Source organism: Roseateles sp. P1_C1_2 (assembly GCF_056406535.1).
On the sequence record NZ_JBFUAB010000019.1, the window covers coordinates 129,169 to 152,114 of the forward strand.

21 protein-coding genes are annotated in these 22,946 nt (G+C 67.9%); 8 read left to right on the forward strand and 13 right to left on the reverse strand.

Going from position 1 to position 22,946, the window contains the following annotated elements:
- Positions 1–14 precede the first annotated feature (14 nt).
- Complete coding sequence (locus tag AC1D2H_RS19680) at positions 15–929, forward strand: LysR family transcriptional regulator (RefSeq protein ID WP_478012144.1); 915 nt, start codon at positions 15–17, stop codon at positions 927–929.
- Here AC1D2H_RS19680 and AC1D2H_RS19685 read toward each other — a convergent pair.
- From AC1D2H_RS19685 to AC1D2H_RS19695, 3 genes are all read right to left on the reverse strand, one after another.
- Positions 891–1,910, reverse strand: a complete 1,020-nt coding sequence (locus tag AC1D2H_RS19685) for an SGNH/GDSL hydrolase family protein (protein WP_478012145.1) — start codon at positions 1,908–1,910, stop codon at positions 891–893. The genes AC1D2H_RS19680 and AC1D2H_RS19685 overlap by 39 nt on opposite strands.
- Positions 1,911–2,008: 98 nt before the next feature.
- Positions 2,009–2,764 carry a TonB family protein gene (locus AC1D2H_RS19690; RefSeq protein ID WP_478012146.1) on the reverse strand — a complete coding sequence of 252 codons (756 nt, stop codon included), beginning with the start codon at positions 2,762–2,764 and terminating at the stop codon, positions 2,009–2,011.
- Between the two features lie 136 nt (positions 2,765–2,900).
- Positions 2,901–3,314: a MerR family transcriptional regulator gene (locus tag AC1D2H_RS19695; RefSeq protein ID WP_478012147.1), complete on the reverse strand. Its 414-nt coding sequence runs from the start codon at positions 3,312–3,314 to the stop codon at positions 2,901–2,903.
- A gap of 40 nt (positions 3,315–3,354) precedes the next feature.
- Here AC1D2H_RS19695 and AC1D2H_RS19700 point away from each other — a divergent pair, with 40 nt between their 5' ends.
- Positions 3,355–4,425, forward strand: coding sequence for an MBL fold metallo-hydrolase (locus AC1D2H_RS19700; protein ID WP_478012148.1), 1,071 nt, complete (start codon positions 3,355–3,357; stop codon positions 4,423–4,425).
- Positions 4,426–4,645: 220 nt separating this feature from the next.
- Here the strand turns inward: AC1D2H_RS19700 and AC1D2H_RS19705 are convergent, their stop codons facing one another.
- Genes AC1D2H_RS19705 through AC1D2H_RS19735 form a run of 7 tightly spaced genes read right to left on the reverse strand, consistent with a single transcriptional unit; the run spans position 4,646 to position 12,330 of the window.
- Positions 4,646–5,455, reverse strand: a complete 810-nt coding sequence (locus AC1D2H_RS19705; protein WP_477931847.1) for a M48 family metallopeptidase — start codon at positions 5,453–5,455, stop codon at positions 4,646–4,648.
- A gap of 5 nt (positions 5,456–5,460) precedes the next feature.
- Complete coding sequence (locus tag AC1D2H_RS19710; RefSeq protein ID WP_478012149.1) at positions 5,461–6,264, reverse strand: lysophospholipid acyltransferase family protein; 804 nt, start codon at positions 6,262–6,264, stop codon at positions 5,461–5,463.
- Positions 6,264–6,908: a D-glycero-beta-D-manno-heptose 1,7-bisphosphate 7-phosphatase gene (gene gmhB, locus AC1D2H_RS19715; protein WP_477931845.1), complete on the reverse strand. Its 645-nt coding sequence runs from the start codon at positions 6,906–6,908 to the stop codon at positions 6,264–6,266. The genes AC1D2H_RS19710 and gmhB overlap by 1 nt, the downstream gene beginning before the upstream one ends.
- Positions 6,909–6,915: 7 nt before the next feature.
- The gene (gene glyS / locus AC1D2H_RS19720) at positions 6,916–9,048 is read right to left on the reverse strand and encodes a glycine--tRNA ligase subunit beta (protein WP_478012150.1); all 2,133 of its coding nucleotides are present in this window, start codon (positions 9,046–9,048) and stop codon (positions 6,916–6,918) included.
- Positions 9,048–9,980, reverse strand: a complete 933-nt coding sequence (gene glyQ, locus AC1D2H_RS19725; RefSeq protein WP_477931843.1) for a glycine--tRNA ligase subunit alpha — start codon at positions 9,978–9,980, stop codon at positions 9,048–9,050. The genes glyS and glyQ overlap by 1 nt, the downstream gene beginning before the upstream one ends.
- A 29-nt stretch (positions 9,981–10,009) precedes the next feature.
- Positions 10,010–11,452, reverse strand: coding sequence for an apolipoprotein N-acyltransferase (gene lnt / locus AC1D2H_RS19730; protein WP_478012151.1), 1,443 nt, complete (start codon positions 11,450–11,452; stop codon positions 10,010–10,012).
- On the reverse strand, positions 11,449–12,330 hold the full coding sequence (locus AC1D2H_RS19735) for an HlyC/CorC family transporter (RefSeq protein WP_477931841.1): 882 nt from the start codon (positions 12,328–12,330) through the stop codon (positions 11,449–11,451). The genes lnt and AC1D2H_RS19735 overlap by 4 nt, the downstream gene beginning before the upstream one ends.
- Before the next feature lie 115 nt (positions 12,331–12,445).
- On the opposite strand from AC1D2H_RS19735, the gene AC1D2H_RS19740 reads away from it, so the two are divergent.
- From AC1D2H_RS19740 to hslU, 5 genes are all read left to right on the forward strand, one after another.
- A complete protein-coding gene (locus AC1D2H_RS19740) occupies positions 12,446–13,501 on the forward strand; it encodes a CobW family GTP-binding protein (protein ID WP_477931840.1) in 1,056 nt (351 codons plus the stop codon).
- 157 nt (positions 13,502–13,658) lie between these two features.
- Complete coding sequence (dksA, locus tag AC1D2H_RS19745) at positions 13,659–14,297, forward strand: RNA polymerase-binding protein DksA (protein ID WP_478012152.1); 639 nt, start codon at positions 13,659–13,661, stop codon at positions 14,295–14,297.
- 18 nt (positions 14,298–14,315) lie between these two features.
- On the forward strand, positions 14,316–16,067 hold the full coding sequence (locus AC1D2H_RS19750) for a hypothetical protein (protein ID WP_478012153.1): 1,752 nt from the start codon (positions 14,316–14,318) through the stop codon (positions 16,065–16,067).
- A gap of 42 nt (positions 16,068–16,109) precedes the next feature.
- On the forward strand, positions 16,110–16,676 hold the full coding sequence (hslV, locus tag AC1D2H_RS19755) for an ATP-dependent protease subunit HslV (RefSeq protein WP_477931837.1): 567 nt from the start codon (positions 16,110–16,112) through the stop codon (positions 16,674–16,676).
- Complete coding sequence (gene hslU, locus AC1D2H_RS19760; RefSeq protein ID WP_477931836.1) at positions 16,673–17,986, forward strand: ATP-dependent protease ATPase subunit HslU; 1,314 nt, start codon at positions 16,673–16,675, stop codon at positions 17,984–17,986. The genes hslV and hslU overlap by 4 nt, the downstream gene beginning before the upstream one ends.
- A 95-nt stretch (positions 17,987–18,081) precedes the next feature.
- On the opposite strand, the gene AC1D2H_RS19765 is transcribed toward hslU, so the two are convergent.
- Entirely contained in the window at positions 18,082–18,726 is a 645-nt protein-coding gene (locus AC1D2H_RS19765; RefSeq protein ID WP_478012154.1) for a helix-turn-helix transcriptional regulator, read from the reverse strand.
- A gap of 288 nt (positions 18,727–19,014) precedes the next feature.
- On the opposite strand from AC1D2H_RS19765, the gene AC1D2H_RS19770 reads away from it, so the two are divergent.
- The gene (locus tag AC1D2H_RS19770; protein ID WP_478012155.1) at positions 19,015–19,752 is read left to right on the forward strand and encodes a response regulator; all 738 of its coding nucleotides are present in this window, start codon (positions 19,015–19,017) and stop codon (positions 19,750–19,752) included.
- A 2-nt stretch (positions 19,753–19,754) separates the two neighbouring features.
- On the opposite strand, the gene AC1D2H_RS19775 is transcribed toward AC1D2H_RS19770, so the two are convergent.
- Both AC1D2H_RS19775 and AC1D2H_RS19780 read right to left on the reverse strand, forming a co-directional pair.
- A complete protein-coding gene (locus AC1D2H_RS19775; protein ID WP_478012156.1) occupies positions 19,755–22,097 on the reverse strand; it encodes an ATP-binding response regulator in 2,343 nt (780 codons plus the stop codon).
- On the reverse strand, positions 22,094–22,933 hold the full coding sequence (locus tag AC1D2H_RS19780; RefSeq protein ID WP_478012157.1) for an ABC transporter substrate binding protein: 840 nt from the start codon (positions 22,931–22,933) through the stop codon (positions 22,094–22,096). Before AC1D2H_RS19780 ends, AC1D2H_RS19775 begins: the two co-directional genes overlap by 4 nt.
- Positions 22,934–22,946: the final 13 nt, after the last annotated feature.

Genomic DNA, 22,946 nt, shown 5'->3' on the forward strand with positions numbered 1-22,946 from the left:
ATTAAGGTCAAACAATGGAATCCGATGCCGACGACCTGCTGCTGTTTGCCCGCGTCATGGAGGCCGGCAGCTTCAGCCGCGCCGCCGAGCGGGTGCACTGGCCCAAGAGCACCGTGTCGCGGCGCATCGGCGCGCTGGAGACCCGCCTGGGCGAGAAGCTGCTGCAGCGCACGACGCGCAAACTGACGCTGACGGACTTCGGCGCGGGCGTGCTGGAGCATGCGCGCGCCGTCGCGTCCGAGGTGGATGGCGCGCTGGCCCTGGCCCTGCATCGCCAGCGCAAGCCCAGCGGCCGGCTGCGCGTCAGCATGCCGGCGGACTTCGCCCAGCAGGTGGCCGCCGGCATGCTGGCCGAGTTCGCGCTGGCCTACCCCGAGGTGCAGCTGGAACTGGACCTGACGCCACGGCGCGTGGACCTGATCGGCGAGGGCTTTGACCTCGTCATCCGCATGGGCCAGCTGGACGAGGACAGCCAGCTCGCCGCGCGCAAGCTGGCGACGACGCATTGGGGCCTGTACGCCTCACCGGCCTACGTGGCCCGCGTCGGCGAACCACTGCTGCCGCAGGCGCTGGATTCGATGCACGGGCTGATGCTGCTGACCCGCACCGGCGAGTCCGTGCCCTGGCGGCTGCTGCGCGAGGGTGCCGAGCCCTATCTGGCCCGGCCAGCCCAGCGCACGCTGGCCAATGCACCCAGCCTGCTGGCGCAACTGGCGGAGAGCGGCGTCGGCATCGCCGGCATCGACCGCCTCATCGTCAGGGAGGCGCTGGAACTGGGCCGCCTGCAGCGCTTGCTGCCGGACTGGCATCTGCCCGGTTCGAGCTGCTGGGCGGTGTTCCCGGAGCGGCGGCTGATGCCGCTGCGCACCCGGGTGTTTCTCGAAGCGATGTCAGCCCTGCTGGACACCTGCCCGGCGCCTGGCCCTTAGCGCCACGACCCCCAGGCCCAGCACGAACAGCGCGGCCACGTCGGGCTCGGGCACGGGCACGGCCACGGCGAGCACCGCGGCGGCCAGTTGCTGGTGGGCCAGCGTCGTCGGGTGGATGCCGTCCCAGAACAGCGAGGTGTTGACGTCGCAGCTGCTGTTGACGGCGGCGCAGGCATGGGTCCAGTCGGTGAAACCCAGTTGCGCGGCGTTGCCCACCGCGGCCGTCATGAAACCGTACATGTCGAAGATCTGCGCGCCGCTGCCGGTCAGCGCACCGTTCAGGGCGGCGTCCATGGCGAAGCTGAGCCCCGAGGCCTGGGCACTGACGCCCAGGGCATTGGCCAACGGCGTGAGGCCGAAGTTGGGCGTGTTCAGCACCAGCACATGCTGGGCGCCGGCCAGCTTGAGGCTGCCAACGATGCCGGCCATGTCGGCGGCATAGCCGGCCACGGTGGCGTTGGCCGTGGCGGTCGGGTCGGCGCCGAGGGCGATCGCCTCCAGCGCCGCGCGGATGTTGTTGCCGCCGCCGGCCACCACATAGAGGGCGTTCGGATCAGCGTGGTTGCCGGTGGCACCCAGATACATGCCAAGCTGGGTTTGCATGCTGTACGGGAAGCCGGGAAGCTGCGGGATCTCGTTGCCGTTCAGGCCGGTCTGCGCGCCGCCGAAGGCGAAATTGCCGCCATTGGCCAGAGATGGCGCCAGCGGGATACCCAGGGACTGGGCAAAGTACTGCGTCCAGACGGGGCCGTTGGAATAGGTGCCGGCCACCGACGGGATCTTGCTGTAGTAGTTGTCGCCCGTGATGTTCACGGCCGGCATCCCGCCAGGCGCCTGGGACAGCAGCAGGAAATTGTTGCCGCTGTCGGAAATGCTGTCGCCGAAGACGACGAGGCCGGAGTAGGGGGCGGCTGAGGCCGCGCATGCGGCGGCACAAAGACCAATGCCCGCAATGGTGCGGGCGAGCAGACGGATGGACATGGAGACTCCCTGATTTCGGCCGCAGGACTTCTAACGGCTCGAGCGCAGCATCCCTGCCCCTCTGCTCAGCGTCAACCCGTAGACGCCCGAGCCTGATATCAGTCCGTGTCGCTCTTGAAGGCGACTTCGACGGCCGCCTCTCGTGCTTTGCGGATGGGCGCGAAGCGCCATTGCTTCACGGCCTCGACGGCCGCCGTTCCCAGCCGCGAGTGGCTGGCCTTGATGACCGCGGCCTGCTGCACCGAGCCGTCGGGGCCGACCGTGAATTGCACCTGGGCAAAGCCATTGCGGAAGTTGCCCTGCTGCTGCATCTGGCGCGGGATGGCCGGTTCGACCTTGGCCAGCAGCTTCAGCGGCTCCTCGATCTCTTCCTCGGCCGGCTTGGGCGGCGGCTCGGCCGCGCGCGCGGCGGTGGCCAGCGGGGCGGCCGGCGCGGGCGTGGGTGCGGCCGAAGCCAGCACCACCGGCGTGCGATCGATCTCGGGTTCGGGCTCCGGTGCGGCCTGAGGCGCGGCGGCGATCGCGGTGGGGACAGCGGCGGCCATGGCGGTCGGTGCGGCACTGGGTGCGGCCGATGGCGCGGGCCTGGGCGCTGCAGCCACGGGCGCGGGGGTGGGCTTGCGTGCGGGGGCCGGCGCCGGGGCCGGGGCCGCGGCAGGCTTGTCGCGGCTCGCGCCCTTGTCGGCGTTCAGCTTGATCCAGTGGAAGACCGCGTCGGCAGCCTTCTGTGCGCGCTCGAGGCTCTCGGCCTTGGGCGCTTCTTGTTGGGCGCTGGCAGCTTGGGCCAGCATCAGCAGGGCGCCCGCGATAGCGGGCAGGGCAAGCGCCAGGGCAGGGCGCGGTCCGAGTGTCATGACGGCTCCACAAAGACGTTCCGGCCGGTGGCCAATACCACCTCGGTCGAGGGGCGGACTCTAGTCAGAGTGTGGGATGGCGTCAGCGGGGTTTGTCCTCCATGCGACGCAATTAGAGGCCGCTCCCGGCAAAGCGTCACGCTTGACCGAGCAATGCGCGGCAGCGCTTCTCGTGCTGCTGGATCTCGGCCAGCGTGACTTCGATGTCATGGCGCTGCTGCTCGAGCTGATCGCGGTGCTGGGCCAGGATGGTGAGGAAGGCACGCAACTGGGGCGCGGCGCTGGCCTGGCTGTCGTACATGTCGACGAGCTGCTTGATCTCCTGCAGGGCCAGGCCCAGGCGCTTGCCGCGCAGCGTCAGCTTCAGCCGCGTGCGGTCGCGCGGCGTGTAGATGCGGTTGCGGCCCTTGCGGCCGGGCTCCAGCAGGCCCATGTCCTCGTAGAAGCGGATGGCGCGCGGCGTGATGTCGAACTCGGCGGCGAGTTCGGTGATCGTGAAGGTCGGCTGCAGTGCTTCGGTCGCGGCGGCGACAGGACGGCGAGGGGGCATGGCTACACTCAGTTGACGTTAACGTCAGTCTAAGTCGGCCATGGGCAATCCACGCGAATCCGAACTCCATTACCCCCTGGGCGATACCCTGCCCCAAGCCGGCGAGGCGCTGGACCTGGCGCCTGGCGTGCGCTGGGTGCGCATGGGCCTGCCCTTTGCGCTCGATCACATCAACCTGTGGCTGCTGCGCGATCGGCAGGACGGCCCTGAAGGTGAGATCCAGGGCTGGACCATCGTCGACTGCGGCATCGCCAGCGACGACACGCGCGCCAACTGGGAGCAGGTGTTTGCCGCTCATCTGGACGGTTTGCCGGTGCTGCGCGTCATCGCCACCCACTTCCACCCCGACCACCTCGGCCTGGCCCACTGGCTGACCGAGAAGTGGGGCTGCAGGCTGTGGATGAGCGCGACCGACTTCAACCTGGCCCGCCTGGCCAGCAGCTCGACGGTGGGCATGGGGGGCGCGTCGGCCGCCGCCTTCTTCGGCAGCCATGGCCTGACCGACCCCGAGTCGCTGGAGAAGATCCGCGCCCGCGCCGACTACTACCCCAAGATGGTGCCGGTCGTGCCGTCCAGCTACCGCCGGCTGATGGATGGCAGCGTGGTCGACATCGGCGGGCGCAGCTGGCGCTGCATCGCCGGCTACGGTCATGCGCCCGAGCACATCAGCCTGTTCTGTGAAGAGGCCAAGCTGCTGATCAGCGGCGACATGGTGCTGCCACGCATCTCGACGAATGTCTCCGTCGTCGACGTCGAGCCCGAGGCCGACCCGCTGACGCTCTATCTGGACTCGCTCAAGCGCTACCTGGAACTGCCGGCCGACACGCTGGTGCTGCCCTCGCACGGCAAGCCCTTCACGGGCCTGCATGAACGCATCGACCAGTTGCAGGAGCACCATGTCGAGCGCCTCGCCGAGGTCGCCGCCGCCTGCCGCGCCGAGCCGACGCATGCGGCCGGCCTGCTGCCCGTGTTGTTCAAGCGCAAGCTCGACCTGCACCAGACCACCTTCGCGATGGGCGAGGCGATTGCACACCTGCATGCGCTGTGGCTGAAGGGCGAGCTCAGGCGCGAACTGGGCGCCGACGGCGTCTACCGCTTCCTGCCCGCCTGACGCCGGCACAAAGAGAAACGCCGCCGACGAGGTGAATCGTGCGGCGGCGGTCCGGCTTAGCTCGGTACCTTCGCTCCCTCCGGACTGTGCCGGCTCTGGGGTACCTGTGTGACAGCGTCAGACGAAGTGTTGCGCTTTGTGAAGGCGGCAGGGTGACTGTCGCTCGGTAGTATTCACATGCAAACCATTGCGGCGGGTATCGGGGCTCCGGACGAGGGGCCTACTGGACCACGATGGATTCCTCGCGCAGCGCATCGCGCGAGCGCTCGAAGTCGGGCAGCACGGAGCGCACGGTGTCCCAGAAGGCCGGGCTGTGGTTCATCTCGCGCAGATGGGCCAGCTCGTGGGCGACGACGTAGTCGATGATGGCCGGCGCGAAATGGATGAGTCGCCAGTTGAGGCGGATGGAGCCGTCGGCGCTGGCGCTGCCCCAACGCGTCTGCGCCGAGGACAGGCGCAGCGTCTTCATCGACACGCCGAGCAGGTCGGCGAACTGGTGGCAGCGCGGCAGGAAGTCTTCCTTCGCACGGGCCTGGAGCCAGGACTGGGCCAGATCGCGGATCTGCTCGGCCGAGGCGCCGTGGGGCAGGGGCAGGCGCAGCTGGCGGGACGCGGCGTCCCAGACGACCTCGCGCTCGGCAGGGGCGATCACCAGGCTCAGGGCTTCGCCGAGGTAGGGCAGGCGGCCGCCGTCCAGCCATTCGATGCGCGAGGCCTGGATGCGCTGCTGGCGTTCGCGTTGCTCGACGAGCTTGCGCAGGATCCACTCGCCCTTGTGATGCAGGGCGCGTTCGATCTCGGCCACCGGTACCCAGCGCGGCGCACTGACGCGCAGGCCCTGCGGCCCGACGACGAAGCCGATGCTGCGCCGGCGCGCCCGCTTGAGCTCGTAGCCGATGCGGTGCTGGCCCAGCAGCAGCTCGCGCCGCGCACGCGGTGCACCCGGCTCGGCCGGCGTGATTGCCGGCTCCACATCGAACAGCGACAGCTGGCTGTCCTGCAGGAGGGGGGCCGGGCGCTTGGCGGGCATGGGGCTCAGCGTTGGGTCGCAGACGCGTCGCCGGCGGCGCCGGCGGGCGAAGGGTGGTGGGTATAGGCCTCGGGGTCGAGGCGGCGCATCTCGCTCTCGATCCAGTCCTTGACCTCGCGCATCAGTTCGGCCGGCTCGCGGCCATCGGGGCGGATCTGCCGGCCGATGGAGACGTCCACGACGCCAGGGCGCAGCAGGAAGCTCTTGCGCGGCCAGCAGCGCGCCGCCGTCACGGCAATGGGCACGACGGGCAGACCGGCCTCGAGGGCCAGGCGGGTGCCGCCGGTCTTGTAGTCGCCCACCTCGCCGCGCGGGATGCGCGTGCCCTCCGGGAACATGATGACCCAGTTGCCCTGGCCGCCCAGGCGCTTGCCCTGGGCCAGCACCTTGTTCCAGGCCTCGGTGCGGCGGCCGCGGTCGATGTGGATCATGTCCATGCGCGCCATCGCCCAGCCGAAGAAGGGCACATAGAGCAGCTCGCGCTTGAACACATAGGCCAGCGGATGGCTGAGCAGGGCCGGGTAGGCAAAGGTCTCCCAGGTGCTCTGGTGCTTGGACAGCAGCACGACGCCGGCGCGGCGGTCCGACGCGGGCGGCAGGTTCTCCATGCCATGGATGCGCCAGCGGATGCCGCAGATCCAGCGCGCGCTCCAGATGGCGATCTTCAGCCAGTTGGCGCAGGCCCAATAGATGGGGTCGCCGCGGCGGAAGATGGACAGGATGAGCACGCCGGTCGCCCAGGGGATGACCGTCACGATGAGGACGATGACGAAGATCAGCGAGCGGATGGCGCTCAGCAAGGTGGACATCAGTTCAGGTCTCCGGCCTGGGTGTCGGGGGTCAAGACCTGGCCGCGCTGCTCGGCGACGCGGCGGCGCTCTTCCTGGACGATGGTTTCGGCAAAGCTCATCAGGTCGTCGTGCACACGGGCCTGGGGCACCTGCACCAGCAGGTTGGCGAGCTCCTCGGTGCTGAGGCTGCCAAAGGGGCCGGTCAGCACCAGATGCGGCATGCAGCCGGCGTTCTGGGCCGTCAGCAGGTCGGTCAGCGATGCACCGACCATATGGACAGACTTCAGCTCGACATCGAAGCGCTCGCCGATCTGCTGGATCAGCCCCGGCAGCGGCTTGCGGCAGTCGCAGCCTTCCTCGGGCGTGTGCGGGCAGAAGAAGGCGGCGTCGAGGCGCCCGCCCTTTTCGGCCAGCAGCTGGTTCAGGCGGATGTGCACGGCATTCAGCGAGGCCATGTCGAGCAGGCCGCGGCCGATGCCGGCCTGGTTGGTGGCCAGCACGGTGTGCCAGCCGGCATGGTTGAGGCGGGCGACGGCCTCCAGCGCACCGGGCAGCGGGTCGAGTTCCTCGGGTGCCTTGACGTGATCGTCGCGGTAGCGATTGATCGTGCCGTCACGCCCGAGGATGACGAGCTTCATGCCGTGGGCGTGGTCGGCGCGCATGGAGCTCTTATGCGGCAAGGCGGGACAGGTCGGCGACCCGGTTCATGGCGGCGTGCAGACGGCCCAGCAGCGCCAGGCGGTTGGCGCGCAAGGCCGGGTCTTCGGCGTTGACCATCACGCCGTCGAAGAAGGCGTCGACCGGGCCTCTGAGCGCCGCCAGGCGTTGCAGCGAGCCGGTGTAGTCATGCTGCTCGAACAGCAGGTCAGCAGCCGGCTGGACCTCGGCAATCGCCTGGGCCAGGGCCTGTTCGGCGGCTTCCTTCAGCAGGTCTTGGCTGAGGGCCGTTGGCAGCTCGCCTTCGACCTTCTTCAGGATGTTGCCGACGCGCTTGTTGGCAGCGGCCAGCGACGCGGCCTCGGCCAGCGCGGCGAAGGCACGCACGGCCACCAGGCGCTTGGGCACATCGCCAAGCCGCGTGGGGTTCAGGGCCAGCACGGCGTCCACTTCCTGGGCGCTGTAGCCCTGGTCGCGCAGATTGACGGCCAGGCGGTCGGCGAAGAAGGACAGCAGCGCTTCGCGTGGGTTGTCGATGAGCTCGCCGAAAGCCGGCACGGCGGCATCGACCAGCGCCGGCAGGTCCAGCGGCAGGTTCTTCTCGACCAGGATGCGGATGACGCCCAGCGCATGGCGGCGCAGCGCGAAGGGGTCCTTGTCGCCGGTGGGCAGTTGGCCGATGCCGAACAGGCCGACCAGCGTCTCCAGCTTGTCGGCCAGGGCCACGACGGTGCCGGTGTGGTTGCGCGGCAGCGCGTCGCCGGCGAAGCGCGGCTTGTAGTGGTCTTCAATCGCGATGGCGACGCCGTCGCGCAGGCCCTCGTGGCGGGCGTAGTAACCGCCCATGATGCCCTGCAGCTCGGGGAACTCGCCGACCATGTCGGTCAGCAGGTCGCATTTGGCGAGCTGCGCCGCCTGCTGCACCTTGCTGTCCAGCACCTTGAACTCGTCGTCGGCGTCGACGGTGTAGGGCAGGGTCGCCATGCTGAGCTGGTTGACGATGGCGTGGGCAATCGCCCACACGCGCTCGGCGCGCTCACCCTGCGAGCCCAGCTTGCCGTGATAGACGACCTTGGCCAGGCCGGGCAGGCGGTCGGCGAGCTTCTTCTTGCGATCCTGGTCGAAGAAGAACTTGGCATCGGCCAGGCGCGGGCGCACGACGCGCTCGTTGCCCTGCGTGACGGCGCTGGCGTCGGCCGGGGCGATGTTGCTCACCACCAGGAAGTGGCGGGTCAGCTTGCCATGCGAGTCCAGCAGCGGGAAGTACTTCTGGTTGGCCTTCATCGTCAGGATGAGGCATTCCTGCGGCACGGTGAGGAACTCGGCCTCGAAGGCGCAGGTCAGCACATTCGGGCGCTCGACCAGGGCGGTCACTTCGTCGAGCAGGGCTTCGTCGTCAATGGGCGTCAGGCTCAGCGCATCGGCGGCGCCCTTGAGCTGGCGCGAGATCTCGGCGCGGCGCTCGGCGAAGCTGGCGATGACGGCGCCCTGCTCGCGCAACTGCGTCGCGTAGCCGTCGGCGGAGTCGATGCTGACCGTGGCCTGGGCCGACTCGAAGCGGTGGCCGCTGGTCGTGCGGCCGGACGTCAGGCCCAGGGCCTGGACGGGCACGACGTCCGTGCCGTGCAGCGCGATCAGGCCATGCGCCGGGCGCACGAACTTCACGTCGGTCCAGCCGTCGGCGAGCTGGTAGCTCATGACCTTGGGAATGGGCAGCTTGGCGAGCGTCTCGTCCAGCGCCTTCTGCAAACCTTGAGCGAGCGTGGCGCCGGGTTGCAGGCTGTCCCAGAACAGCGCTTCGGCCTTGCCATCGGGTTGGCGCTTGAGTTGCGGCACGACCTCGGGACCGGCGCCGATGGAGGCCAGCTTCTTCAGCAGGGCCGGCGTGGCCTGGCCGTCGGCGGTCAATGCGACGGCGACGGGCATCAGCTTCTGCTGCACGGCCTTGTCGGCGGCCTTGCTGGCGACGCCGGTGACGTGCACGCCGAGCCGGCGCGGCGACGCGAAGGACGTGACGGCGGCATCGGCGCCAGCCAGGCCTTGCGCCTTCAGGCTGTCGGCCAGCACGCCGGCGAAGGACTCGCCCAGCTTCTTCAGCGCCTTGGGAGGCAGCTCTTCGACAAACAGTTCAACGAGCAGATTCATCAAGCGGCCGCCTTCTTGCTGTTCTTCAGTTCGATCTGCGCGACGACTTCGTCAGCCCAGGCTTTGGGCGCCATCGGGAAACCGAGGCGCGCGCGGCTGTCGAGATAGCTCTGTGCCACGGCACGGGCCAGGTTGCGGATGCGGCCGATGTAGGCGGCACGCTCGGTGACCGAGATGGCGCCGCGGGCGTCCAGCAGGTTGAAGCTGTGGCCGGCCTTCAGCAACTGCTCGTAGGCGGGCAGGGCCAGTTGCTGCTCCATCAGGTGCTTGGACTGCTTTTCGTGCGCGGCAAAGGCGCCGAGCAGGAAGTCCACGTCGCTGTGCTCGAAGTTGTAGGTCGACTGCTCAACCTCGTTCTGGTGGAACACGTCGCCGTAAGTCAGGCCGTCGGTGTAGACGAGGTCGTAGACCGATTCCTTGCCCTGCAGATACATGGCCAGGCGCTCCAGCCCGTAGGTGATCTCGCCGGTGATGGGCTTGCAGTCGATGCCGCCGACCTGCTGGAAGTAGGTGAACTGCGTCACTTCCATGCCGTTGAGCCAGACCTCCCAGCCCAGGCCCCAGCAGCCGAGCGTCGGGTTCTCCCAGTCGTCCTCGACGAAGCGCACATCGTTCTTCTTCAGGTCGAAGCCCAGCGCCTCCAGCGAGCCGAGATACAGCTCCAGGATGTTGGCCGGCGCGGGCTTGAGCACGACCTGGTACTGGTAGTAGTGCTGCAGGCGATTCGGGTTGTCGCCGTAGCGGCCGTCCTTGGGGCGGCGGCTGGGCTGCACATAGCCGGCCTTCCAGGGCTCGGGGCCGAGGGCGCGCAGGAAGGTGGCGGTGTGGCTGGTGCCGGCGCCGACTTCCATGTCGTAGGGCTGCAGCAGGGCGCAGCCTTGTTGGGACCAATAGTCCTGAAGCGTCAGGATGATTTGCTGGAAGGTCAGCATGGGCTCGGGCAGAAGAGGGGTGGTCGATTCTATTGGGCCGCCCTCTGCAACCCGATCAGGGTAAGCAGGGCGACGGCCCAGAGGGGCCAGAGGCCCAGCGCCGCCAGCCAGCGGGCGTAGGGCGTGCTGCCGCTCCGGCCTTCGACCTCGGCCTCCAGCACGCCGCGCGCCAGGGCCGGCAGGCGCGCCGTGATGTGGCCTTGATGGTCGACGACGGCGGTGGCGCCGGTGTTGGTCGAGCGGGCGACGGGACGCTGGAATTCCATCGCCCGCATCTGGGAGAACTGCAGATGCTGGTCCTGGATCATGACGGTGCCGAACCAGGCCAGGTTGCTGACGTTGACAAAGACGGTGGCCGCGTCGGGCCCGACGGCGCTTTGAACGACGTCCTCGCCGAACAGATCCTCGTAGCAGATCAGTGGCCGCAGGCGCTGGCCGGCGACAGCCCAGGGCCGCTGGTGGTCGCCACGGGCCTGGTCGTCCAGCGGGATGTTCATGGCGTGCACGAACCAGCCCAGGCCGGGCGGGATGAATTCGCCGAAGGGCAGCAGGTGGCGCTTGCCGTAGTGGTAGTCGCTGCCCATGGCGACGACGGAGTTGACGAAGCCTTCGTCGGCATTGCCCAGGAAGGCGCCGAGCAGCGCCGGGTGGTCGGGGCGGGACAGGCGCACGAGCGTCGCGCGGTCCAGCTCGGCCAGCGGCAGCGGCACGACGGATTCGGGCGTGATGACGACCTGGCCGCGCGCCGATTCGATGAGCCGGGCCAGCACCTCCAGGTTGGTGGCGAAGCGGGCGGCGTCGAACTTCTGGTCCTGCGGGATGCTGGGCTGCACGAGGGACAGGGCCAGGCGCCCCGTGGAGGTCGTGAAGTCCTGCGGCAGCAGCAGGCCGGCCAAGGGGACGGCTATCGCGGCGGCGGCCCAGGCCGTGGCGCCGCGCTTGAGCAGCACGAGGCCCGTCGCCGCCAGTGCCGCCAGCGCGGAAATGCCGTAGACGCCCACCCAGGGCGCCCAGCCGGCCAGCGGGCCGACCGTGTGCGCATAGCCGGAGGCGATCCACGGGAAGCCGCTGAACCAGGTCGCCCTTGCCAGCTCGGCCAGCAGCCAGGCCGGCACCAAGGCCAGCAGCCGCCAGCGGCCCGCTGCGACCAGCCTGGCCGTCAGGCCCAGGGCCAACGCGTAATAGGCGCTCAGAATGGCCGCCAGCAGCGCCACCGCCAAGGCGGCCAGCAGCCAGGGGATGCCGCCGAACTGATGCATGCTGATGTGCAGCCACCACAGGCCCGAGGCGAACCAGCCGAAGCCGAACAGGGCGCCGACCCGCGCCGCCAGCCGGGGCGTGGCGCTCTCGACGACGGCGAACAGCAGCGCCAGCGCGATCAACTGCAGATACCAGGCCCCGGTGGGGGCGAAGGCGCAGGTGTGCAGCAGGCCCGCGACCAGCGCGACGGCCGCGGCTCTGGCGCCCTTCACGCTTCGGTCTCGTCTTCGGGTGCGCGCGTGACCTTGAACCAGCGCACGGCGCCGCCCCGGGTCAGCATGACGGCGAAGTTCAGGCCCGAAACCGTCACGACCTCGCCGCGGCGCGGCACGCGGCCGTGCTCATGGGCGACGAGACCGCCGATGGTGTCGAAGTCGTTGTCCGGCAAGGCCAGGCCGAAGCTGCCGTTGACGGCAGCGATGGTCGCGTCGCCGGCGATGCGCTGGCTGCCGTCGGCCAGCGTGTAGATACCGGACTCGCCATCCTTGTCGTCGAACTCGTCCTCGATCTCGCCGACGATCTCCTCCAGCACGTCTTCGATGGTGATGAGGCCGGCGGTGTTGCCGAACTCGTCGATGACGATGGCCAGGTGATTGCGGTTGGAACGGAAGTCGCGCAGCAGTTCGTTCAAGCCCTTGCTCTCGGGCACGAAAACAGGCGGGCGCAGCAAGGCGCGCAGATTCAGCTCCGGGGCGCGCTGCATCTTCAGCAGGTCCTTGGCCAGCAGGATGCCCATGATGTTGTCGCGGCTGCCCTCGAAGACCGGGAAGCGCGAATGGCCGCTGTCGATGACCAGGCCCAGCAGTTCGTCGTAGGGCGCGTCGATGTCCAGCAGGTCCATGCGCGGCGCGGCCACCATGGCGTCGCCGGCCGACAGCTCGGCCATGCGCAGCACGCCCTCCAGCATCTGGCGCGACTCGGGCTCGATCAGCTCGCGCTGCTCGGCGTCGGCCAGGGTATCGATCAGTTCGCTCTTGGAGTCGGGGCCGGGGTGCAGGAACTCCAGCATGCGCTCCAGCAGGCCACGGGCCTCGGGCGGGTGTTTGGCGGCCCCGCGAACTGGGGGCCTGCCTGAATGCGGTTCGCTCAAGGGGAGCTGTCAGGATATTGCGGAAGGGACAGAATAGCCGATTGGTTTGACAAGCCCCTTGTTTCGGGCCCCCTAGCCCTCATATCTGCTGCCTTCGAGAAAACGGTCCTCCATCATGTCCAAGCCCCAAGGCCTCATTCCCGCCACCATCCTGACCGGCTTCCTCGGCGCCGGGAAAACCACGCTGCTCAAGCGCGTGCTGACCGAGGCCCACGGCCAGAAGATCGCCGTCATCGAGAACGAGTTCGGCGAAGAGAACATCGACAACGACATCCTGGTGTCGGACACCAACGAGCAGATCATCCAGATGAACAATGGCTGCGTCTGCTGCACCATCCGCGAGGATCTGCGCACGACGCTGAGCGACCTGGCGGCCAAGCGCCGCAAGGGCGAGCTGGACTTCGAGCGCGTCGTCATCGAGACCACCGGCCTGGCCGACCCCGGCCCGGTCGCCCAGACCTTCTTCATGGACGACGAGATCGCCGAGAGCTATCTGCTGGACTCGGTGCTGACGCTGGTGGACGCCAAGCACGCCGACGAGCAGCTCAATTCCCGCCAGGAAGCCCGCATGCAGGTCGGTTTTGCCGACCAGATCTTCATCAGCAAGAGCGACTTGGCCGAGCCGGCGGCCGTCGAGGCCCTGGTGCACCGCATCAAGCACATGAACCCGCGGGCGCCCATCCAGACCGCCCATTTCGGCGAGGTGGCCCTGTCCAAGGTGTTCGACCTGCGCGGCTTCAATCTGAACGCCAAACTGGAGATCGACCCCGATTTCCTCAAGGCGGACGACCATGGCCACCATCATCATGATCACGATCACCACGATCATGAACATGGCGAGCACTGCGACCACCCCCACCACCATGCCCACGACGACGACGTGAAGAGCTTCGTCTTCCGCTCGGACAAGCCCTTCAATCCGGCCAAGCTGGAGGATTTCCTTGGCGCCATCGTGCAGGTTTATGGCCCCAAGATGCTCAGATACAAGGGTGTCCTACACATGAAAGGCACGGAGAAGAAGGTCATCTTCCAGGGTGTCCATCAGATGATGGGCTCCGATCTCGGCCCGCGTTGGATGCCCGGCGAGAAAAAGCAGAGCAAGATGGTGTTCATTGGTATCGACCTGCCCAAAGAGGTTTTGATGCAAGGCTTGGAAGGCTGTTTGGCGTGATGTTTTTTTATCCCCCGGAGCACCGTTTCCGGGGGGTGAGGACCGATGAATCCCTGTGGCTACAATCCGCCGCGCTCAAAATTGGGCAGCCGGCTGAAAAGCAGTGGGATCAAGGTCTGACACCGCGCCGATGCACGCCCTGAGCGAGGAGAAGACAGTGAGCAAGACCCCGGCCCCAAAAACCGCATCCAAGGGTGCAAAGAAGACCGATATCGGCGCCGACGTGGCGATGTTGGAAGCGCCCGCACCTGCGAATCGCTTTGCCGATCGCTTCGCCCCGCCAAAACCGCCCTCGCGCAGCGCCAACCAGGTCGACGAGGCCGCGCCGCGCGTGGCCGCCAAGGGCGACCCCAAGCTGGTGAACGCCTGGAAGAGCAAATCGGGCGCCGAGCTGAGTGACGCCGAGGTTCTGGCCATGCCGGACTCGGAGTACATGAATGCCAAGCAGATCGAGTTCTTCCGCGCCAAGCTCACCGAGCTGAAGGACGGCGTGTTGTCCAACGCGGGCGAGACGACCGAGCATCTGCGCGAGGACACGACCATCGTCCCCGATCCGGCCGACCGCGCCACGATCGAGGAAGAGCACGCCCTGGAACTGCGCACCCGCGACCGCGAGCGCAAGCTTCTCAAGAAGATCGTGCAATCCATCGCACGTTTGGACAGTGGCGAGTACGGCTATTGCGACGAGACTGGCGAACCCATCGGCCTCGGCCGACTGATCGCCCGCCCGACCGCCACGCTGTCGCTCGAAGCGCAGCAGCGCCGCGAGCTCAAGCAAAAGATGTTCGGGGACTGATACCCTAGCCAAGTGACCATGTCCGAATCCAAGCCCGCAGACCCGAAGGAAGGCGACAGCTTCTTCCGCAAGGTTGCGCGCTTCGTGGCCAACCCCACGACGGACTGGTCCGAGATCAATTCGCGCCAGGACGACCCCGAGGGCGACCTCGCCAAGGCCGAACTGCGCGCGATGGTGGAGCGCAAGCGCCGCAATGACTTCGTGCGCAAGCGCGAGCTCGACATGCTGCGCCGCATCCGCCGCGAGGGCCTGACGCCCGAGCAGCTCGCGGCCCTGGCGGCGTCGCCGTCCCGGCTGGGCGACGACGAGCGCATCAGCGAGCCCAACTCCAAGATCGATCTCGGCGTGAAGGCCAAGATCGACGAGATCGAGCAGCAGATGGTGGGCGAGAGCTTTGCGACGACGCAGGCCGTGCCCAAGCAGCAGCCCGGTTTTTTCGACACCAGCACGCGGCCCGTGGCCTTCTCGTCCACCGTGGCCGCTCCGCCGCCTGCCGATGGCGGCCGCGTCAGCGAGTTCTCCACGCCACGCGAGGTGGAGCGCCTGCAGGCCCCGACGCCACCCGCCGCGGTGACCATGGGCGCGGCCATCCCGCCGCTGTCCGACTCGCCGCCCAGCCGCCTGCCCGACCTGCCGCCGCTGGACATGCCGCTGTCCTTCACGCTGGCCGAGTCCACGCCCGATGTCGAGGTGCAGGAGGTCGTGCACGACCCCGAGCTCGATGAGGCCGTCATCGCCTTCGCCAACGCCGACTACGAGAACAGCGAGCGCGCGCTGACCGAACTGGTGCGCCCGGGCGGCAGCCGCAATCTGCACGGCGAAACCTGGCTGGTGCTGTTCGACCACTACCGCGCCACCGGTGCCCAGGGCAAGTTCGAGGCGCTGGCCGTCGAGTACGCCCAGCAGTTCGGCCTGTCGGCGCCGCAGTGGTTCTCCATGCCCAAGCTGGTGGCCGAATCGACGCGCCAGGCCAACCGCTCGCCCATGGCCAAGGCCAGCCAGGTGAGCTGGACGGCGCCCTCGACGGTGAGGGCCGAGGACGTGGCCCTGCTGCAAAAGCGCAGCGAGACCCTGCCCATGCCCTGGGTCTTCGACTGGGGCACGCTGGAAGACATCGAGATCGAGGCGGCCATCCAGATGCGCCAGCTGTTCCGCGCCTGGGCCCAGCAGCAGGTCGACCAGCGCTGGGTGGGGGGCGACCGCTTCCTGAACCAGCTCAAGGAACTGGCCCCGGTCGGCGAGCGCGACACCGACCCGGCAATGTGGATGCTGCGCCTGGAAGCCCTGCGCCTGGCCAACCGGCCCGACCAGTTCGACGAGGCCGCCATCGACTACTGCGTGACCTACGAGGTCTCGCCACCGTCGTGGGAGCGCGCCAAATGCCGCGTGCGCATCGGCGGCGAAGGCTCGTCGACGAACAGCCCGGCCACGAGCACGATGCAGAGCGAGGCGCAGTCGACCTTCCTCGACACCAGCGTCTCCGAGGTCAGCCTGGCCATGCTCGAGCTGATGGGCCAGATGAGCGGCGACATTTCCGACAACCTGCGCGCGCTGTCCGGCGAGGTCGGAGACGCGAGCATCATCAACATCTCCTGCACCAAGCTGATCCGCCTGGACTTCATGGCCGCCGGCGATCTGCTGAACTGGGTGCTGCAGCGCCGCAGCGAGAACCGCATGGTCGTCTTCAACGACGCCCACCGGCTCGTCGCGCTGTTCTTCGGCGCCATGGGGATCAACGAGCACGCCAAGGTGAAGGTCAGAATCAACTGACCGGCCTTGCGAAACTCGGGCCGAACCTCAACTGGAACGGCTATGTCTTCTGATTCCTCTTCCGCCGTCTATCACGGCACCACCATCGTTTCCGTGCGGCGCCAGACGCCCACCGGCTGGCAGGTCGCCATCGGTGGCGACGGCCAAGTGACGCTGGGCAACACCATCGTCAAGGCCAGCGCGCGCAAGGTGCGCAAGCTCTATCGCGACCAGGTCCTGGCGGGCTTTGCCGGTGCGACGTCCGACGCCTTCACGCTGTTCGAGCGCTTCGAAGCCAAGCTCGAGAAGCACCAGGGGCACCTCGTTCGCGCCGCCGTCGAGCTGACGCGCGACTGGCGCACCGACCGCGTGCTGCGCCGCCTGGAAGCCATGCTGGCCGTGGCCGACAAGACGGCCTCCCTCATCATCACCGGCAATGGCGACGTGCTGGAGCCCGAGCAGGGCATCGTCGCCATCGGCTCCGGCGGCGCCTATGCCCAGGCCGCGGCCAAGGCGCTGCTGGCGCACACCGAACTGAGCGCCGCCGACATCGTCAAGAAGTCGCTGGAGATCGCCGGCGAGATCTGCATCTACACCAACCAGAACCACACCTTGGAGGTTCTGGAATGAGTTCCATGACGCCACAAGAGATTGTCTCGGAGCTGGACCGCCACATCGTCGGCCAGAACGCTGCCAAGCGCGCCGTCGCCATCGCGATGCGCAACCGCTGGCGCCGCCAGCAGGTCGACGAGAAGCTGCGCGGCGAGATCACGCCCAAGAACATCTTGATGATCGGGCCGACCGGCGTCGGCAAGACCGAGATCGCACGCCGCCTGGCTCGGCTGGCTGGCGCGCCCTTCATCAAGGTCGAGGCCACCAAGTTCACCGAGGTGGGCTATGTCGGCAAGGACGTGGACTCGATCGTGCGCGATCTCGTCGAAGTCGCCGTCAAGCAGGAGCGCGAGGTGGCCATGCGCCGCTGCCAGACCCGCGCCGAGGATGCTGCGGAGGACCGCATCCTTGGCGTGCTGCTGCCCGGCACTGACGCCGACAACGCCACGCGCCAGACCATGCGCAAGCGCCTGCGTGAAGGCCAGCTCGACGACAGGGACATCGAGCTCGACCTGCTTGCCCCCAAGCCGACGATGGAAGTGCTGGGCCCCTTCGGCAATCAGCCGGGCATGGAGGACATGGCCGAGCAACTCAAGGGCATGTTCAGCCAGTTCGGCGGCAACCAGAAGAAGACGCGCAAGCTCAAGATCGCCGAGGCGATGAAGCTGCTGGTCGACGAAGAGGCGGCCAAGCTCGTCAACGAGGAAGAGATCCGCGCAGCGGCGCTGACCAATGCCCAGGAGATGGGCATCGTCTTCATCGACGAGATCGACAAGGTCGCCTCGCGCAACGAGCACGGCGGCGCGGAGGTGTCGCGCCAGGGCGTGCAGCGCGACCTGCTGCCGCTGGTGGAGGGTACGACGGTGTCGACCAAGTACGGCATGGTGCGGACCGACCACATCCTCTTCATCGCCAGCGGTGCCTTCCATCTCGCCAAGCCCAGCGACCTCATCCCCGAACTGCAGGGCCGCCTGCCCATCCGCGTCGAGCTGGATTCGCTGTCCGTGGCCGACTTCGAGGCCATCCTGACGAGCACCCACGCCAGCCTGGTCAAGCAGTACCAGGCCTTGCTGGCCACCGAAGGCGTCACTCTGGACCTGCAGCCCGGTGCCATCCGCCGCCTGGCGGAGATCGCCTTCGAGGTCAACGAGCGCACCGAGAACATCGGTGCGCGGCGCCTGGCGACGGTGATGGAGAGGCTGCTCGACGAGATCAGCTTCGATGCGCCGCACAACGCGGGTCAGACGGTGACGATCGACGCGGCGGCGGTGAACGCCAAGCTGGAGGCGTTGGCGGCGAACGAAGACCTGTCGCGCTTCATTCTTTAGGGATTGGGATTACCGAGTGACTGCCGTGGAACCGGCTTGCCGGGCCACTGGCAGTGCCTCCTTGAGGGGGCGGCCGTCAGGCCGTAGGGGGTGGGCTAATGCGGCAGCGCCTGGCCGCTGCCCACCCAGCGCAGCAGTTGCATCAGCGTGGACGCCTGCGTCTTGCCGAGCAGGTTGCGCACATGGCTGCGCAGCGTCGACAGGCACAGGCCGAGATGAGTCGCGGCGATCTCGACCGTCATGCCGTCGCCCAGCAGCATCAGCACATGGCGTTCGGTGGCGCTGAGCCGGCTGTGGCGCGCCAGCGCGTCGATGCGGGCGGCCTGGGTCAGGGCGGGCTGGTCGAGGTGGATGACCAGCAGGACGGCCTCCATCGGCCAGCCGGTGCTGGCGGTGAAATCTTCGGGCAGGGGCATGCAGTGCAGCCAGCCGGTGCTGATCTGCGGTGCAAACCAAAGGCCGACATGGGAGGCCGAGCCCGCCTGGGCCAGGCGCAGTGGCGATTCCAGCCGCTGGGCGTCGAGCTGGCCCACCTGCATCAGGTGGTCGGCGCTCACGTCGACGCGCCGGTCACGCAGCAAGCCCTCGGCACTGCGATTGCGGAACAGCAGGCGCCGGTCCGGCCGCACGACCAACATCGGCTGGGGCAGGGCGGCCAGCACCTGGCAGGTGTTGACCGGCGGCGTGTAGCCCGCCTGAATGCGAGGATTGGTGGTGTTGGTTTGAAGGGCGGTCAGCATGAAGATCTCCCCGAGCAGTGGCGATGACAGCGGTTGATTTGCTGACAAGTTTGATGGCCCAGCCCCGGTCACACATCATCTACACGGCCCGGCCAAATGGCCCGGTCGTCGCCATCGCGAGGCCGTGGCGCTGCCGCTGGAAGAAAGCGTCATGCCCGTGAAAGAGGCGGCTCGGTTGTGAGGGTTTGTGAGCATGGCTTGCCACTAAGGCCTATCCCAAAGCCCAATGCCGGATCGGGTTGGAGAAGCCCATTGCTCGCTAACATCGGCTCGAACCTTCTGCGCCCCATGAGAGTCCTGCTCGTCGACGACCACACCTTGTTCAGGGAGGGCATTGCCCTGCTGCTGCGCCCCCTCGTGCAGCCTTTGGAAACCTGGGAAGCCGGCAGCTGCGAGGAGGCCGTCGCTGTGATCGCGGAGCGTGGCGCCGCCGATCTCGTGCTCATCGATCTCGGCCTGCCGGGCGCCTCGGGCCTGGAGGGCGTGCGGCAGTTGCGCGAGGCCCATCCGGAGATGCCGGTGGTCGTCATGTCGTCGGCCGACGACAAGGACACCGTCCTCGCTGCCCTGGATGCTGGCGCCATGGGCTTCATCCCCAAGAGCTCGACGTCGGCCGTCATGATCGGCGCGCTCAAGCTCATCCTCGCCAAGGGCATCTATCTGCCGCCGAGCGTCTTCCTCGCGGCGCGCAACCCGGCCCCGGCCACGCCGCCGGCCACGATGATGACGACGCCTTCGGCCGCCGTCACGCCCATGCTCAGCGCCTCGCCAGCGGGGCCCGAATCCCCGGCGGCGGGCATAGCGCCGCGCCGCCCTGCCGATCTGGGCCTCACACCCCGCCAGGCCGAAGTGCTGCATCTGCTGCTGCAGGGCAAGCCCGCCAAGCTGATCGGCCGCGAGCTCGACCTGTCGCTCAGCACCGTGAAGGCCCACACCTCGGCCGTGCTGCGGGCCCTGAACGTCACCACCCGCACCCAGGCCATCGTGGCTGCGGGCCGCATCGGCCTGCGTTTCGACGGCGCCTAGCCTCAGGCCGTTTCCAGCGAGTCCTTGAGTGCCATCAGCAGGCGCTGAAGCCCAACCGGCTTGTGCAACAGGCCGGCGCCCAGGGCCGTAGCCTCGGCCACCAGGCGGGTATCCGTATTGGCAGTCACCACCAGCGCGGGGATCTCCTCGTCGTAGTGGGCGCGCAGCCGGCGGATCACGTCCAGGCCGTCGCCCGAGGCGCCGAGCTGGAAGTCGGTCAGGATGAGGTCGGGCGTGCGCAGATGGGCCTGCAACTGCGTCAGCGCGTCGTCGCCGCTGGACGCGATCACCACGTGGCAACCTGCGCCCAGCAGGCCGTCCCGCACGGCCTCGCGGTTGGTGGCTTCATCGTCGATGACGACGATGAAATTCCCTTCCAGCGCCTGCGGCGGCGAGTCCATGGTGCTGTTGGTGGCATGCGGCGCCATGGTGCCGGCCGCCAGCGGCAACGTCACCTTGAACACCGAGCCCCGCCCCTCGCGGCTCTGCACGGCGATCGAATAGCCCAGCATGTGCACGCAGCGCTGCACGATGGACAGGCCCAACCCCAGCCCCTTCTCCTGCCCCGTGCCGGGCACGCCGATGCGGAAGAACTCCTCGAAGATGGCCTCGCGGTGCTCTTCCGCGATGCCCGGCCCGGTGTCCCAGATCTGCAGTTCGCACTGCTCGCCGCGGCGCCGGCAGCCGACCAGCACGCCACCGCTGCGCGTGTAGCGGATGGCGTTGGCGAGCAGGTTGCCGACGATGCGCTCCAGCAGCGTCGCGTCGCCGCGCACTACCCAGCGGCCGTGCCGCAATCGCAGGCTGAGCCCCTTCTCCTGGGCCTGCGGCAACCAGGTCTCGACGGCGCGCTCCAGCAGCCAGCCCAGGTCCACGTCCTCTATGTGGGGATGCACGGCGCCGGCGTCGAGTTTTGAAATGTCCAGCAGGTTGCCGAACAGGTTTTCCATCGTGGTGACCGAGGACTGCACCTTGTCGGCGAGGTCGATCTGCGCCGGGTCGGCCAGGCGGGTGCGCAGCACACCGATCAGCAGGCTGATGGAATGCATCGGCTGGCGCAGGTCGTGGCTGGCCGCGGCCAGGAAGCGACTCTTGGCGGCGTTGGCGCGTTCGGCTTCATCCTTGCGAAGGGACAACTCGTCGAGCTGCGTCATCAGGCGCTGGTTCAGCAGGTCGATCTCGTGGGCGCTGTCTTCGAGGACATCGCGGGCGTCGGAGAGTTCCTGGGTGCGCGCCTCCACCTTGGCTTCCAGGCTGGCGTAGAGGTCGCGCAGGCGTGCCGCCATCTGGTTGAAATCCTGGGCCAGATCTTCGATCTCGTCGTGGCGACTGAGCTGTATGGTCGCGTCGAGATCGCCGCGCGCGACCTGAGCCGTTGCGCGGCGTAGCGCCACGATGGGTGCCGCCATGCGGCGCGCGAATGCAATGCCGCCCACAACCGCGACCGCGCCGCCCAGGGCCATCAGCAGCAGGGTGCGTGTCAGCGTTGCCCAGGCTGGCTTGAGAGCCTCGCCGCGCGGTTGCTCCATGAAGACCAGCCAACCTGTGAGGGGAACGCTGGCGGCGGTCACGATCACCGGCAGATGCTCGAGGTCTGTCGTCGCGAGGCCTGTTACCAGGATGGCCGTCGAGGCGGCCGAAGCCCTGGCTTTCACGACGGCTTCGGACTTCGAAAGGTCGATGCGGCTCAACACATGGGTCGACCGCGTGTGTGCGATCAACTGGCCTTGCTCGTCGACGATATAGGCGCGGCCGCCCTCGCCCGCGTTCAATCGCGCTACCACCTCGCTGAGCAGGCGCAGGTCGACGGTGGCAACGATCGCACCGACACCATCGAACGCCGAGAGCCGGATCGTGGGCAGGTAGCCGTCGCGGAAAAAGGTGCGGCCATGGCGGATCGCCGACAGGTCCTTGGTACGGAACAGCAGTTCGGGCTCCGCCAGCGGTTCACCCGAATCGATTCGGTCCGGTGCATGCTTGGAGATGTGCAGCGTCTCGCGGCCCTGCCCGTCGATGGCCTGCAGGTCGATGATCGCGGGCACCAATTGCATCAGCCGGTAGAACTCGTCGCGACGCTGCTGCGGCCCGAAGCTCTGCCGCCCCCATGGCATCTTCGCGACGTCGCGGATGCCGGTCTTGATGATGCCTAGATAGATGGCGATCTCGTTCGCCCCCTGGCCGGCCTGGGCCTGCTGGATCTGCTCGATATGTTCCAGGGATTCTCGATAGCCGAAATAGCTCTCGGAGATGCCGGACAGCATCACCAGCAGAAGTGTCAGGCCGCACATCAGCGCGGCGTACTGGTGGGCCAGCGGGCGCACGCCCGTGCGGCGCGCGAGGCTCATCGGATGACGATGTCGGCCCGACGCACGACTTCGATGCTTGGAGGTGGTAAGCCCGTCTCAGGCCCCGTGCGCACTGCAAGCACGAACCGTTGCGGGCGTTGCACCGGAATCGAGGCGGCGGACTCTCCGTTCAGCACCCGGACAACCAGCTCAGCCAGGGCCGGCCAAATGAAGGCTGTGTCCAGGGCGTAGGACATTGGTGCGCCGGCTGTGACGTCCGCCGTGTTGGCGAGGATGAGGGGCTTCTTCAGCGTGCGGGCGCGTTCGACGATGTCGCCCGTTGCGGCCATGGCCACGGACGTGCGTGGAATGCACCAAGCGTCGAACCGGCCGAACCGTGGGTCATCGAGGGCGGCATCGATCTCGGCTCGCGTATCAGCGGAGAGGATCACCAGTTCGATGCCCAGCCTGGCCGCAACCGGGGGTAGGCTGCTTTCCGCCTGGATGCCCTCGCGCCAGTAACTGTCGCCCAAGACAAGGATGGACTTCACGTAGGGGTAAGCGTCGTGGAGCAATTCGAGGCGCTTGCCATCAAGATGATCTGAAATCCATACGCCCGTGGCCGACTCGCTGCGCTGTTGGACCGAGGACACCAATCCGGCCTGGACGGGGTCGAGGTAGCTGGAAAATATGGTCGGGATGCTTGGGGCTGAACGACGGGCAGCCAGGGCGGTGGACCCATTGGGAGCAACGATGACGGTGGGCCCCTTCCGCAACACGCGCGCCAAGGCTTCATCTTCGTTGCGCGCATCGACGGCGACGAACTCGATTCGGGGTCGCGCGCTCAGCGCTCCGAGATGGGGTTGCAGCGCGCGCATGAAGGCGCGGTAGCTCAAGTCCAGTTCCGCA

Bases quoted from the DNA above. Each gene is read 5' to 3' on its own strand.
- AC1D2H_RS19700 (WP_478012148.1), top strand. From the start codon at position 3,355: ATGGGCAATCCACGCGAATCCGAACTCCATTACCCCCTGGGCGATACC.
- AC1D2H_RS19690 (WP_478012146.1), bottom strand. From the start codon at position 2,764: ATGACACTCGGACCGCGCCCTGCCCTGGCGCTTGCCCTGCCCGCTATC.
- glyQ (WP_477931843.1), bottom strand. From the start codon at position 9,980: ATGCTGACCTTCCAGCAAATCATCCTGACGCTTCAGGACTATTGGTCC.
- AC1D2H_RS19685 (WP_478012145.1), bottom strand. From the start codon at position 1,910: ATGTCCATCCGTCTGCTCGCCCGCACCATTGCGGGCATTGGTCTTTGT.
- AC1D2H_RS19710 (WP_478012149.1), bottom strand. From the start codon at position 6,264: ATGTCCACCTTGCTGAGCGCCATCCGCTCGCTGATCTTCGTCATCGTC.
- hslV (WP_477931837.1), top strand. From the start codon at position 16,110: ATGTCTTCTGATTCCTCTTCCGCCGTCTATCACGGCACCACCATCGTT.
- AC1D2H_RS19775 (WP_478012156.1), bottom strand. From the start codon at position 22,097: ATGAGCCTCGCGCGCCGCACGGGCGTGCGCCCGCTGGCCCACCAGTAC.
- gmhB (WP_477931845.1), bottom strand. From the start codon at position 6,908: ATGCGCGCCGACCACGCCCACGGCATGAAGCTCGTCATCCTCGGGCGT.
- AC1D2H_RS19695 (WP_478012147.1), bottom strand. From the start codon at position 3,314: ATGCCCCCTCGCCGTCCTGTCGCCGCCGCGACCGAAGCACTGCAGCCG.
- hslU (WP_477931836.1), top strand. From the start codon at position 16,673: ATGAGTTCCATGACGCCACAAGAGATTGTCTCGGAGCTGGACCGCCAC.
- AC1D2H_RS19750 (WP_478012153.1), top strand. From the start codon at position 14,316: ATGTCCGAATCCAAGCCCGCAGACCCGAAGGAAGGCGACAGCTTCTTC.
- AC1D2H_RS19680 (WP_478012144.1), top strand. From the start codon at position 15: ATGGAATCCGATGCCGACGACCTGCTGCTGTTTGCCCGCGTCATGGAG.
- AC1D2H_RS19765 (WP_478012154.1), bottom strand. From the start codon at position 18,726: ATGCTGACCGCCCTTCAAACCAACACCACCAATCCTCGCATTCAGGCG.
- AC1D2H_RS19705 (WP_477931847.1), bottom strand. From the start codon at position 5,455: ATGCCCGCCAAGCGCCCGGCCCCCCTCCTGCAGGACAGCCAGCTGTCG.
- glyS (WP_478012150.1), bottom strand. From the start codon at position 9,048: ATGAATCTGCTCGTTGAACTGTTTGTCGAAGAGCTGCCTCCCAAGGCG.
- AC1D2H_RS19770 (WP_478012155.1), top strand. From the start codon at position 19,015: ATGAGAGTCCTGCTCGTCGACGACCACACCTTGTTCAGGGAGGGCATT.
- AC1D2H_RS19740 (WP_477931840.1), top strand. From the start codon at position 12,446: ATGTCCAAGCCCCAAGGCCTCATTCCCGCCACCATCCTGACCGGCTTC.